The organism is Pseudomonas pseudonitroreducens (assembly GCF_021603645.1).
GTDB lineage: Bacteria > Pseudomonadota > Gammaproteobacteria > Pseudomonadales > Pseudomonadaceae > Pseudomonas > Pseudomonas pseudonitroreducens.
The window spans coordinates 552,973-566,190 of record NZ_BQHJ01000002.1; the positions used below are offsets into that span (position 1 = coordinate 552,973).

Annotated in this window: 11 protein-coding genes and 1 tRNA gene; all 12 read left to right on the forward strand. The window is 62.4% G+C overall.

Annotated features, from left to right (window positions below; genetic code table 11):
• The first annotated feature begins 36 nt into the window (after window positions 1–36).
• The 12 genes from L6D89_RS06610 to L6D89_RS06665 all read left to right on the forward strand — a co-directional run bounded on the left by L6D89_RS06610 (window position 37) and on the right by L6D89_RS06665 (window position 13,171).
• Entirely contained in the window at window positions 37–732 is a 696-nt protein-coding gene (locus L6D89_RS06610; protein ID WP_169935796.1) for an ABC transporter permease, read from the forward strand.
• Complete coding sequence (locus L6D89_RS06615; protein WP_024762234.1) at window positions 729–1,421, forward strand: ABC transporter permease; 693 nt, start codon at window positions 729–731, stop codon at window positions 1,419–1,421. Before L6D89_RS06610 ends, L6D89_RS06615 begins: the two co-directional genes overlap by 4 nt.
• Window positions 1,422–1,487: 66 nt before the next feature.
• Entirely contained in the window at window positions 1,488–2,708 is a 1,221-nt protein-coding gene (locus L6D89_RS06620) for a methyltransferase (protein WP_236199156.1), read from the forward strand.
• A gap of 389 nt (window positions 2,709–3,097) precedes the next feature.
• Window positions 3,098–3,571: a MarR family winged helix-turn-helix transcriptional regulator gene (locus L6D89_RS06625; RefSeq protein WP_236199157.1), complete on the forward strand. Its 474-nt coding sequence runs from the start codon at window positions 3,098–3,100 to the stop codon at window positions 3,569–3,571.
• Window positions 3,568–5,055, forward strand: a complete 1,488-nt coding sequence (locus L6D89_RS06630; protein ID WP_236199158.1) for an efflux transporter outer membrane subunit — start codon at window positions 3,568–3,570, stop codon at window positions 5,053–5,055. The genes L6D89_RS06625 and L6D89_RS06630 overlap by 4 nt, the downstream gene beginning before the upstream one ends.
• 14 nt (window positions 5,056–5,069) lie before the next feature.
• Window positions 5,070–6,254 (forward strand): HlyD/EmrA/EmrK family protein, encoded by a 1,185-nt coding sequence (locus L6D89_RS06635; protein WP_236199159.1) that lies wholly within the window; start codon window positions 5,070–5,072, stop codon window positions 6,252–6,254.
• 13 nt (window positions 6,255–6,267) lie between these two features.
• Window positions 6,268–7,806, forward strand: a complete 1,539-nt coding sequence (locus L6D89_RS06640) for a DHA2 family efflux MFS transporter permease subunit (protein WP_236199160.1) — start codon at window positions 6,268–6,270, stop codon at window positions 7,804–7,806.
• A 75-nt stretch (window positions 7,807–7,881) separates the two neighbouring features.
• A tRNA-Thr gene (locus tag L6D89_RS06645) sits at window positions 7,882–7,957 on the forward strand.
• 243 nt (window positions 7,958–8,200) lie between these two features.
• Window positions 8,201–9,637, forward strand: coding sequence for a mannose-1-phosphate guanylyltransferase/mannose-6-phosphate isomerase (locus tag L6D89_RS06650; RefSeq protein WP_236199161.1), 1,437 nt, complete (start codon window positions 8,201–8,203; stop codon window positions 9,635–9,637).
• A gap of 186 nt (window positions 9,638–9,823) precedes the next feature.
• The gene (locus L6D89_RS06655; protein WP_236199162.1) at window positions 9,824–10,621 is read left to right on the forward strand and encodes an ABC transporter permease; all 798 of its coding nucleotides are present in this window, start codon (window positions 9,824–9,826) and stop codon (window positions 10,619–10,621) included.
• Window positions 10,618–11,868, forward strand: coding sequence for an ABC transporter ATP-binding protein (locus L6D89_RS06660; protein WP_236199163.1), 1,251 nt, complete (start codon window positions 10,618–10,620; stop codon window positions 11,866–11,868). The genes L6D89_RS06655 and L6D89_RS06660 overlap by 4 nt, the downstream gene beginning before the upstream one ends.
• Complete coding sequence (locus L6D89_RS06665) at window positions 11,861–13,171, forward strand: hypothetical protein (RefSeq protein WP_236199164.1); 1,311 nt, start codon at window positions 11,861–11,863, stop codon at window positions 13,169–13,171. Before L6D89_RS06660 ends, L6D89_RS06665 begins: the two co-directional genes overlap by 8 nt.
• The last annotated feature ends 47 nt before the right edge of the window (window positions 13,172–13,218 follow it).

Sequence of the window (13,218 nt, forward strand, 5' to 3'; positions counted from 1 at the left end):
TTGCCGGGCGGCGCGCGCCTTCAGGCGTGACTCCCCATGATTTTCGACCTGCACGGCTTTGGCGATCAGTTGATCGCCGGCACCTGGATGACGCTCAAGCTCTCGCTCGCCGCAGTCTGCGTGGGACTGATCCTCGGCCTGCTCGGCGCCGTCGCCAAGACCTCGAACAACAGCTTCCTGCGCATGCTCGGCGGCTTCTACACCACCGTGGTGCGCGGCGTACCCGAGACGCTCTGGGTACTGATGATCTATTTCGGCACCGTGGCCGGCCTCAACGCCATCGGTGACCTGTTCGGCTACCCCGAATTCGCTCTCTCGCCCTTCGCCGCCGGCACCTGCGCCCTGGGCCTGTGCTTCGGCGCCTACGCCACCGAAGTCTTCCGTGGCGCGCTGCTGGCGATCCCCAAGGGCCATCGCGAGGCTGGCCAGGCGCTGGGCCTCTCCGCACCACGGATATTCTGGCGCATCGTCCTGCCGCAAGTGTGGCGCGTGGCGCTACCGGGCCTGGGCAACCTCTATCTGATCCTGCTGAAAGATACCGCCCTGGTCTCGCTGATCACCCTCGATGAGATCATGCGCAAGGCCCAGGTCGCCTCCAATGCGACCAAGGAACCCTTCACCTTCTACATGACCGCGGCCTTCATCTACCTGGGCCTGACCGTCTTCATCATGGCCGCCCTGCACTTCCTCGAGCGTCGCGCCGGCCGTGGCTTCGTGAGGAACGAGCTATGACCGATCTCGAGCTGATCCTCAAATGGCTGCCGAAGATGCTCCAGGGCGCCACCCTGACCCTGGAGCTGCTGGCCATCGCCGTGGTCGCCGGCCTGTGCCTCGCCGTACCGCTGGGCATCGCCCGCGCCTCGCGGCACTGGTACGTGCGCGCCGTGCCCTACGCCTACATCTTCTTCTTTCGCGGCACACCGCTGCTGCTGCAGCTGTTCATCGTTTACTACGGCTTCGCCCAGTTCGAAAGCGTGCGCAAGGGGCCGCTCTGGCCATACCTGCGCGACCCGTACTGGTGCGCGCTGCTGACCATGACCCTGCACACCGCGGCCTACATCGCCGAAATCCTGCGCGGTGCCATCCACGCCATCCCGGTGGGTGAAGTAGAGGCGGCCCGCGCGCTGGGCATGTCCCGCCGCCAGGCGCTGTTCCACATCATCCTGCCGCGTGCCGCACGTATCGCCATGCCGGCCTACAGCAACGAGGTGATCCTCATGCTCAAGGCCAGCGCGGTGGTCTACACCGTGACCCTGTTCGACATCATGGGCATGACCCGCACCATCATCGCGCGCACCTACGAGGCCATGCTGTTCTTCTGCCTCGCCGGGGTGTTCTACCTGGTCATCACCCTGCTGCTGACCCGCATCTTCCGCCTGCTGGAACGCTGGCTGAAGGTCGACTCCATGCAGGGCCGCTGACCGGCGCACCACTCGCCCATGGGGCCGCTATAATGCGCGCCCCGTGGTTTGCCCCCGCTTCGTATCGTGCTTCCGAACGACACTCTCCTCACCGGCCCCGACCTGCTCCAGCGCTTCCTCGCGCTGGACAGCTTCCTGCTGGAACACCAGGCACTGTGGCGACCGAAACCCTTCACGATGCAGGAGATACCCTGGGAACGCGACCACCCGGAATTGGCCGTCTGGCTGCGCAGCCGCAGCCTCGAAGACGCTGACGCCGTGCACAACGAGCCAGAGCATCTCGACGCCCCTGCGCCCTTTCCCGCCCTGGCCGCCTCGGCGGCCAGGCTTTCCGCCATCGGGGCATTCCCGGCAACGCCGCTGGGCAAGCTGCCAAACCAGCTGACCGTCGATGTTCCCGGCCGCAAATGGCAGCAGATCGAAGCCTTCGCCAGTTGCCTGGGTTTCACCGAAGCGCCGCAGCAATGGCTCGACTGGTGCGCCGGCAAAGGCCATCTGGGCCGCCTGCTGGCCCGCGACGGCAAGCCGCTGCTGAGCCTGGAGTTCGACAGCGCACTGGTGGAAGACGGCCAGCGCCTGAGCGACCGGCTTCAGTTGCAGGCCCGCCACCGCCAGCAGGACGTGCTCGCCCCGAGCGCCCACGAGCACCTGCAAGCCGGGCATACCGCGGTCGCCCTGCACGCTTGCGGCGACTTGCACGTACGCCTGTTGCAGCTCGCCAGCCGCCATGGCTGCCGGCAACTTGCAGTGGCGCCGTGCTGCTACAACCGCATCGATAGCGAGCACTACCAGCCGCTTTCACATGCCGCGCAAGGCTCCGTCCTCCATCTCTCGCGGGACGACCTGCGCCTGCCGCTGGCCGAAACCGTGACCGCCGGCGCCCGCGTGCGCCGCCAGCGCGACGCTTCGATGGCACGTCGACTGGCCTTCGACCTGCTGCAACGAGATATCCGCCGCAGCGGCGATTACCTGCCTACCCCTTCATTACCACCGGCCTGGCTGGACAAACCGTTCGCCGACTATTGCCGCGACCTCGCCGCGCTCAAGGGACTCGAACTGCCTACCGACGCAGACTGGAACGACCTGGAGGCGAGGGGCTGGCAGCGACTGGCTCAGGTCCGCAACCTGGAACTGGTGCGCGGACTGTTCCGCCGGCCCATGGAATTATGGTTGCTGCTCGACCGCGCACTATTCCTCGAAGAGCAAGGCTATCGCGCCATCCTGGGGGCCTTCTGCGCCGCCCGGATGACCCCACGCAACCTGCTGTTGCTCGCCGAACGCATCTGAGACGGGCGTTCCAGAGATTCACTCACAGCACCTGTGGATAACTCTGTTGGTAAGCCGGGAAAAACATCCTCTTGCCGGGCACCTAGACCGCCTCGCCACAATCTGATCATTTTCTGTACAGCTGATTTTAATCCTTTAGAAACAAATAGTTATCGCATTGCGTGATTGCTATCACATCTCATATGCGATTTACGCCCTATAGCCTTCCTGCTTGTGCATAAAGAGCCGTCGACGGTGTAGGAAATCGGCTATTCGTGTTGCCAATCCTGAACCAATAGCGCTTCGTCGAACGGATTGTTGCGTAATCGCGACAATTGAGCCTTGTCAATCGCTGCCTAGGCAGTATCATTTCGAAACATTTCACTGCCTAAGCAGCTTTCTGTTTTGACATGAATCACTACAACGTCGCGGACTTTCCGTTCAAAGGCTCCATCGGCCAGCTGCTGGGCGCTACGGCGATCCTCAAGGATCGTCTGATGGACAAGCACCTGGCACACCTGGATATCACCGCCGCCCAGTTCAAGGTCCTGTTCTTCGTTGGCCAGGGGCGCGCCAACACCTCGGCCGAGCTGTGCCGCGAGCTGTCCATCGATAGCGGCTCGATGACCCGCATGCTTGATCGCCTGGCGCGCAAGGACCTGCTCATTCGCGAACCCTGCCAGAACGACCGCCGCAGTGTGCGCCTGAGCCTCAGCCACGCGGGCGAGGCAGTGAACGACGAAGCGCCGCGCATCGCCGCCGCCGCGATGAACGAGCTGGTTGGCGGCCTCTCCCGCGATGAACTGCAGACCCTCACCGGCTTGCTCGACAAGATCCTGCGCGCCCACGGCGCCGCGGCCCATTGCGCGGCGCAGGAGAAATGAACATGAACCACCTTCGTATCGCCCTGCTGCCCGCCGCCGTGTTCGCTGCGATGCTGGGACTTTCCGGCTGCGTCAGTTACTCGGGCCTGGATACCAGCGGCAAGGCCGTCGACCCCGCCAGCCTGAAGGCGGGTGTCAGCCTCGACGGCACTCCGCTATCGCCGGCCGCATGGCCCAGCGAGCACTGGTGGACCAGCCTCGGTGATCCGCAACTGGACAGCCTGATCGGCGAAGCACTGCGCGGCACCCCGGACCTGGATATCGCCAGCGCCCGCGCCCACCAGGCCATCGCCGCCGCGCAAGCGCAGGACGCCGCACGCATGCCCAGCGTCAAGGGCAGCGCCAGCTACGCCGGTATCCGCGCGCCGGAGAGCGTCCTGCCAGCACCGACGGGCGGTCGCTACTCGGCGGTCAAGTACCTGTCGATGAGCTTCAGCTACGACCTCGATCTCTGGGGCGGCCAGCGCGACGCCTGGGAAGCGGCCCTCGGCCAGGCCAACGCCGCCGAGGTGGATCGCCAGGCCGCGTCGATCACCCTCTCGACCAATGTCGCCCGCGCCTACAGCGAACTGGCCCACGCCTTCGTTGCGCGTGACCTGGCCCGCGACGAACTGGACCGCTCCCAGCATCTGTTCCAGCTCAGCCAGAAACGCATGGACGCCGGCCTCGACAGCAAGGTCCAACTGCAGCAGACGCAAACCCAGGTCGCCAGTGCCAAGCAGCAACTGGCCGCCGCGGAGCAGGACATCGCCAGCGACCGCATTGCCCTCGCCGTCCTGCTTGGCCAGGGTCCGGACCGTGGCCTGGATCTGCAGCGCCCCCAGGCGCTCAAGCCCGGCGCACTGAGCCTGCCGTCGAACCTGCCGGCTGAGCTGCTGGGGCGCCGCCCGGATATCGTCGCCGCGCGCTGGCGGGTCGAAGCCGCGTCGAAAAGCATCGACTCGGCGAAGACCGAGTTCTACCCCAACGTGAATCTGGGTGCGATGGTTGGCCTGGCCGCCCTGCACACCAGCGACGTGCTGAAGGCGCCGAGCCGTTTCTTCCAGATCGCCCCGGCGATCTCCCTGCCGATCTTCGATGGCGGACGCCTGCGCGCCAGCCTGGCCGGGAAGGACGCCGACTACGACCTCGCCGTCGCCCAGTACAACAAGACCCTGGTCAACGCCCTCGGCGAGGTCGCCGACGATCTCGGCAAGCTGCGCTCGCTGGAGCAGCAGCTCGACGACCAGCGCGATGCCCGCGACATCGCCAAATCCAACTTCGACCTGGCCATGCGCCGTTACGGCGAAGGCGTCGGCAACTACCTCGACGCCCTCAGCGTGCAGCAGCAGTTGCTCCTCGCCGAGCGCCAACTGGCCAGCCTGGACGCCCAGCGCATCGATCTCTCGGTGCAGCTGGTCCAGGCCCTGGGCGGTGGCTACCAGCCCGACACTACTTCCACTCCCGCCCCGCTCGCCCAGGCGAACGCGGCCGCCGCGCACTGAACGAGGCACCCGACATGAGCACCGCCACCCAAGAAACCCCGAACAGCAATCCCAAGCGCAAGCGCTGGCTGCTGATCCTGCTCGCCGTCGTCATCCTCGCCGGCCTCGCCAGCATCGCCTGGGAAATCCTCTACGGCCGCTGGCACGAGGACACCGATGACGCCTACGTGAACGGCAATATCGTGCAGATCACACCGCAGATCACCGGCACCGTGGTCAGCATCGGCGCCGATGACGGCGACCTGGTGCACAAGGGCCAGGTACTGGTGAAATTCGACCCGAGCGACGCCGATATCGCCCTGCAGCAGGCCGAAGCCAACCTGGCCCGCACCGTGCGCCAGGTGCGCGGGCTGTTCAGCAACGTCGACGGTTACAAGGCCGATGTGGCCGCGAAGAAAGTCGCGCTGACCAAGGCCGAGGCGGACTTCAAACGTCGCCAACATCTGGCGAGCGACGGCGCCATCTCCCAGGAGGAGCTGGCCCACGCCCGCGACGCGCTGGACACGGCACGCAGCTCGCTGACCACCTCCGAACAGCAACTGGACACCAATCGCGCGCTGGTCGACGACACCGTGATTGCCTCCCACCCTGACGTCAAAGCCGCTGCTGCCAAGCTGCGCCAGGCCTACCTGGACGACGCGCGCGCGGTGATCATCGCGCCGGTCACCGGCTATGTCGCCAAGCGCACCGTGCAGGTCGGCCAGCGCGTGCAGCCGGGTGCTGCGCTGATGGCGGTGATCCCGCTGGACCAGGTGTGGATCGACGCCAACTTCAAGGAAACCCAGCTCAAGCACATGCGCATCGGCCAGCCGGTGGAGATCCGCTCCGACCTTTACGGCAGCGAAGTGAAGTACTCCGGCACCGTCGACAGCCTCGGCGTCGGCACCGGCAGCGCCTTCTCCCTGCTGCCAGCGCAGAACGCCACCGGCAACTGGATCAAGATCGTCCAGCGCGTACCGGTACGCATCCGCGTCAACGCCGAGGAGCTGGCGAAGAATCCGCTGCGCATCGGCCTGTCCATGGACGTCAACGTCAGCCTGCACGACCAGAGCGGCCCCGCTCTGGCGCAGCAGGCACCGCACGAGGCGGTGTTCTCCACCGATATCTACCAGGAACAATTGGCCTCTGCGGACCAACTGATCGAGAAGCTGATCCAGGCCAACCTGGCCGACGCCAACCACAGCACCGCGCAGCGCTGATCCGACCGCCGCCATGAGCCAGCCCAACAGCAGCAGTTTCAGCCCGCCCAGCCTGGTCATGGCGACCATCGGCCTGTCGCTGGCGACCTTCATGCAGGTGCTCGACACCACCATCGCCAACGTCGCCCTGCCGACCATCTCCGGCAACCTCGGGGTCAGTTCCGAGCAGGGCACCTGGGTCATCACCTCCTTCGCGGTGAGCAACGCCATCGCCCTGCCGCTCACCGGCTGGCTCAGCCGCAAGGTCGGCGAGGTACGCCTGTTTATCGCCGCCACCCTGCTCTTCGTGATTGCCTCGTTCCTCTGCGGCGTAGCGCAGCAGATGGGCATGCTGGTCGGCTTCCGCGCCATCCAGGGCTTTGTCGCCGGGCCGCTCTACCCGATCACCCAGACCCTGCTGATCTCCATCTATCCCCCGGCGAAAAGGGGGATGGCACTGGCACTGCTGGCAATGGTCACGGTGGTGGCACCGATCGCCGGGCCGATCCTCGGCGGCTGGATCACCGACAGCTACAGCTGGCCGTGGATCTTCTTCATCAACGTGCCCATCGGCCTGTTCGCCGCCATGGTCGTCTACCAGCAGTTGCGCGCCCGCCCGGTGGTGATCAAGCACGCGCCCATGGACTACATGGGCCTGGCGATGCTGGTGATCGGCGTCGGCGCCCTGCAGATCGTGCTCGACAAGGGCAACGACCTGGACTGGTTCGAATCCGGCTTCATCATCGGTGGCACGGTCATCGCGGTGATCGCCCTGGCGGTCTTCGTGATCTGGGAACTGACCGACAAGCACCCGATCGTCAACCTGCGACTGTTCGTGCACCGCAACTTCACCGTCGGAACCCTGGCGCTGGTCGGCGGCTACGCCGGCTTCTTCGGCATGAACCTGCTGCTGCCGCAATGGCTGCAGACCCAGATGGGCTACACCGCGACCTGGGCGGGACTGGCGGCGGCGCCGATCGGCATCCTGCCGGTCTTCCTCTCACCGCTCGTCGGACGCTACGCGAACAATTTCGATCTTCGCCTGCTGGCCGGCCTGGCCTTCCTGGCAATGGCGGCGACCTGCTTCATGCGCGCCGACTTCACCACCGAAGTCGACTATATGCACATCGCCCTGGTGCAGTTGTTCATGGGCCTGGGCGTGGCGTTCTTCTTCATGCCGATCCTGAGCATCCTGCTCTCGGACCTGCCGCCGGACCAGATCGCCGACGGTTCCGGCCTGGCGACCTTCCTGCGGACGCTGGCAGGCAGCTTCGCCGCGTCCCTCACCACCTGGATCTGGAACCGCCGCGCCACCATGCATCACGCCTACCTGACCGAGAACATCAGCCAGTACGACCCGGCCACACGCGCCACCGTCGAACAGCTCGGCGGCCCCGGCCAGCACAGCGCTGCGCTGCTGGAGCGCATGGTGGAAAGCCAGGCCTACATGATCAGCACCATCGACTATTTCACCCTGCTCGGCTGGCTGTTCCTCGCCATGCTGGTGATCATCTGCCTGGCCAAGCCGCCCTTCGGCGCCAAGCCCGGCGCTGCCGCAGCCGGAGGACACTGACAGAAACGGTCGGATCATTCTGACAAATCAGTGGTTTACACCAAGGACGGCGTAGATATAATGGCCGCCCTCCTTGCCGGTATAGCTCAGCTGGTAGAGCAACTGACTTGTAATCAGTAGGTCCCGGGTTCGACTCCTGGTGCCGGCACCAAACTTCAAGAAAGCCCACCGGTCGGTGGGCTTTTTGCATTTTGAACCGAACCATTTCCGGGCACTCCAAAACTTGGAGTAACTGCGCATTACCGGCTCAGTGGTCGGATGGTCTATGAGCATCGGGTGCCATTGCGGTAATCTTACTCGCTCGCCTGGAGGTTCGAGTTTCGCCATCCACTGGATTGGGGCTCACAGCCAGGTGACGCAGCGCAGGACGACTTTTGCAAAGGAATTTTCATAGATGCTGATCCCAGTGATCATTTGCGGCGGCGCAGGCAGCCGGTTGTGGCCGGTTTCGCGCGAGGCGCACCCCAAACCCTTCATGCCCCTTCCGGATGGGCAGAATCTCCTGCAGAAAACGCTGCTCCGTGCTGTCGCCCTGGATGGCGTGTCGGAAGTGATGACCGTCACCAACCGCGAATTGTTCTTCAAGACCGAGGACGAGTACCGTTCGCTCAAGCATCAGGCTGAGTGCCTGAGCTATGTGCTCGAACCGTTCGGCCGCAACACCGCTGCCGCTGTCCTGTCGGCCGCACTGCAACTGAATCAGGCTCACGGCCCCGAAGCTCTGATGCTGGTGTTACCGGCAGATCACCTGATCAAGCACACCGATGCATTTGCCGAAGCGGTTGCGAACGCGACCCGACTGGCAGCCGCAGGCTGGCTGGTGACTTTCGGCATTCAGCCGCAGTACCCGGAAACCGGCTTCGGCTACATCGAAAGCGACAGCGATGTGCTCGATGGCGGCCTGAAAGTCAAACGTTTCGTCGAGAAGCCAAGCCTGGAGAAAGCCGAGGAATACCTCGCCGCAGGCAACTATTTCTGGAATTCCGGCATGTTCTGCTTCCGCGTGGGAACCCTGCTGGAAGAAATGAAGACTCATGCACCAGAAGTTCATGATGCCGTGGCAGCCACCCTGGCACAGTCCCGCCTGACCGAGGCCCCGTCGCATCGCTGCCTTTCCCTGGAAGGCGAGCTGTTCAAGCGCGTCCCCGACATTTCCATCGACTATGCACTGATGGAGCGCTCCAACAAGGTCGCCACCGTTCCCTGTAATCTGGGCTGGAGCGACATCGGCTCCTGGAACGCGTTGAGCGAGCTGACGGTCGAAGACGGGAACGGCAATCGCTGCGAAGGGGAAGTCCTAGTCCACGGCGCCAACAATAACTACGTACATAGCCCGGAGCGCCTGGCGGCCCTGGTTGGCGTCCAGAACCTGATCGTGGTCGATACGCCCGACGCCCTGCTGATCGCCCACAAAGAGCACACCCAGGACGTCAAGCAGATCGTCGCACAATTGAAGAAGAACGGTCACACCGCACACCTGTTACATCGTACGGTTCACCGCCCCTGGGGTACCTATACCACCCTCGAGGAAGGCCACCGTTTCAAGATCAAGCGCATCGTCGTGAAGCCCGGGGCGTCGCTGTCGCTGCAGATGCACCATCACCGCAGCGAGCACTGGATCGTAGTGACCGGCATGGCGCAAGTAGTCAATGGCGAGACCACCATGATGCTCAACAGCAATGAATCGACCTTCATTCCTGCTGGCCACAAACACCGCCTGGAGAATCCCGGCGTGATCGATCTGGTATTGATCGAAGTGCAAAGTGGAGACTACCTCGGCGAGGATGACATCGTGCGCTTCCAGGACAACTACGGCCGCGCTCCCTGCTGATCCGAGTCACTGATCGCTGCGCACCGAACGCACAGCGATCAGGCCATTGCAACGCCCCGAGCAGGCCGCTTGGCCTGCTCTGCATTCATCGAACAGGATCATCCTTGCATCCAAGCCTGACCATGACATCCCTTGCGGTAACGGGAACTCCAGGACGGCGATGCGGATCCTTGCTGGGCCCGTAGAATGATCGGACTACTCAAGAACATCTGGCTTTACCGGCACTTCATTCTTTCTTCAATCAAGAACGAATTCCTGGTCCGCTTCTCGAGAAGCCGACTGGGCGCACTCTGGATGCTGGTCCACCCGCTGACCCAGGTCCTAATTTATGCGCTGGTGCTGTCCAATGTGCTGGCAGCAAAGCTGCCAGGCGTCAGCAATCACTATGCCTACGCAATCTACCTTCTGGCAGGGATGCTCGGCTGGAATCTGTTCTCCGAAATAGTTAGTCGCTGCCTGACCATTTTCACCGATCAGGGAAACCTGATTAAGAAGATGCTGTTCCCCCGAATCACGCTCCCTGCCATTGCCGTCGGCGCCTGCCTGGTCAATAACGCGTTGCTGGCAATCGCCATGGTGGCCGTACTCTTTGTGCTGGGTCATCCGCCAGGCCTGGAAATGCTCTGGCTGGTCCCGCTGACCCTGCTAGTGATTGCTCTCTCCGTTGGCGCAGGCCTGACGCTAGGCATCCTCAACGTCTTCGTGCGGGACATAGGACAGGTCGTACCAATCTTCCTGCAGATTCTTTTCTGGTTCACCCCGATCGTCTATCCCGTGAACATCATTCCGGAAAGCTTGAAGGGCCTTGTGGAATACAACCCGCTCTACCACATCATTGGCGCCTATCATCAGGTCATTCTCTACAATGCCCCGCCACAACTAGACGCTACCGCCCTGATCCTGTTGGCGTTCGCACTCGGACTGCTGGCTTTCGGCCTGTTCATTTTCCGCCGCGCCGCGCCTGAAATCGTGGACTCGCTATGAGCCTCCTGACTGTCGTCAACCTCGGAAAATCCTATCGGCAGTACCGCAGCGAATGGCAGCGGTTCGCCCGCTGGTTTGGCATTCCCACCACGCCCGCACAAGAGCACTGGGTTGTTCGCGGCATCGATTTCGAAGTGTCCGCTGGCGAAAAGATAGGGATTCTCGGTAAGAACGGCGCCGGCAAGAGCACACTGCTGAAAATGATCACCGGCACGCTGCAACCCAGCGAAGGCACAGTGACCGTGAATGGTCGTGTGGCGGCGATTCTGGAACTGGGCATGGGATTCAATCCTGAACTCACCGGCCGCCAGAATGTCTTCCACGCAGCGGGCCTGATGGGCTTCACCCAGCAACAGATTGAATCCGCCGTTGATGAAATCCAGGATTTCGCGGATATCGGGGAGTATTTCGACCAGCCGGTTAGGATCTATTCCAGCGGCATGCAATCGCGTGTCTCTTTTGCAGTGGCCACCTGCTTCCGTTCGGACATCCTGATCATCGACGAGGCACTCGCCGTAGGTGATGCCGCCTTCCAGCGCAAATGCTTCCGCCGTCTTGAGGAGCTTTGCGAGCAGGGAACGGCCCTGCTGTTCGTCAGCCACGATATCGAGAGCATCAAGAAGATCTGCCAACGCGCCGTCCACATCGAAGCGGGAGCGCTGGTAGAGGTCGGCGAGGCGAAACCCGTTTGTGATCGCTACGAAAAGGCCCTATTCAGCCGGACACCGGCAAAGGCTGCCCCCCCGCAGGCGCAACCGGTAGTGGATGCCGCGCTGGTAAGCGACTGCGAGCTGTCGTACGGCGATGGCCGGGCCTTGATCACTGATGTCGCGCTGGCAAACAGTGAGGGTATCCGGGCCAATGTCCTTCGGTGCAACGAGATGATGAAAATCCTCTTCACCGTGAACTTCCATCACGCCGTTGGAAATCCCATATTCACTTGCCTGGTAAAAACCAGAGAAGGAATCGCCATATTTGGAACGGATTCAGCATTCCTCAAGCAGGAACTTCGCGACGTCAGAGCGGGTAGTTCCGTGCAGGTGGAGTTCGCATTCAAGGCTGCGTTACTGCCGGGTATCTACTACATCAACTGCGGCGTTCGCGACCCCAGCGAATCCGATACCGATTTCCTTCACAGAAGGGTGGATGTGGCGATGTTCAGAGTCACCAGCAGTGAAAGCTCCACGGCTCTTGCGGGCCTGACCGATCTTCAAGCCATTGCCAGCGTGCAGCTTTGCCATGAATAACAGCCCGATCTTCATCCACTCGCTGTTCCGCTCCGGCAGCACCTACCTGTTCAACGTATTTCGGCGGACTGGGAATTATTGGTGTTATCAGGAGCCGGAGAACGAATGGCTCCTGGAGCTGGACAACAAGCCCGAGGCATTGCTCGCCGTGACAACCAACAACGGCGGTAACATTCATCACCCGGACATCGGCAAGCCCTACTTCTGGGAGTTCCATGAGGTTCGCGACTCGCTGAGGGGACTATTCAAACAGAGCTTCTGCTTCGACGATCTGTTCCTCGAGGAACTCTCCGCGGACCAGCGGGCTTACTACCAAGCGCTGATTGAGGCCTCACGCGCACGGACCATGTTCCAGTTCTGTCGAAGCTTCGGCCAGCCGCAGGCATTCAAGTCGCTCTTCGGCGGTATACATGTGCATCTCTGGCGCGAACCTCGCAGCCAATGGTGGTCGTTCAAGATCAACGACTACTTCGATGCAGCCACCCAGTTGATCTACGGCGCGGCACACCTGCCGCCGGCGCTTCAGGCAATCAAGACCTCTTGCAGAATTAATCCGCCCGCTAGCGAAAACCTGGGAACTGCCCGCGCGCAGGCCGAGCGGAGCCCACTAAAATGGCGGGAGAATTACCGAGCGTTCTTCGCACTCTGGCTGTACGCACAGCTTGAGCTCAGGCAACAGGCCGATCTTGACCTGAGTATCGATCGCCTCTCCCAGGACGCAGCCTATCGTGACGCCAAACTGGTGGAGTTTCGCGCACTAGGCATCAACGATATCGATCTTTCGGATAGCCGCTCCCCTTTGATCCGGCTGACCTCCGAGGAAGCCGCGCTCTTCCGCGAAATCGAGGAAGAGGTCGCAAACGTCTTCAAGACCAACGGCTTCACCTACAGCGATATCCAGACCATCTTCGCCATGATCGACGAGATCCAGGATCAAGACAGGACGTCTGTGTCCGGCGCGGCCGCCAACATTCGCGGAGTGGCATTGCGCTTGCTGGATCGCCGTGCGGAGGTGCTCAACGAGAACCTCAATCTGCAGGATACTTTGCAGCGCCTTAGCGACCACATCGCCAATCAGGACCGAGCCATCAAGCTTCTGAACGATCACGGCGACGCAGCACGAAAGCAGATCGCCGACTATGACAACGCGGTATCACGCCTGCAAAGTTACTCCGCTGACCTTGAGGAAGCGCTGAAAAAGGTGCAGGACTACGCAGAGAATCTGGACCGCGCGCGACTCCAGGCACTGGAGCAGATCGAATCGCTGGAGACTGAGCTGAGCCAATTGAGGCCAACCGAGTAAAGCGGCTCATTCACTATCCATGGAAAGCACTAGAAACAATCGGGACC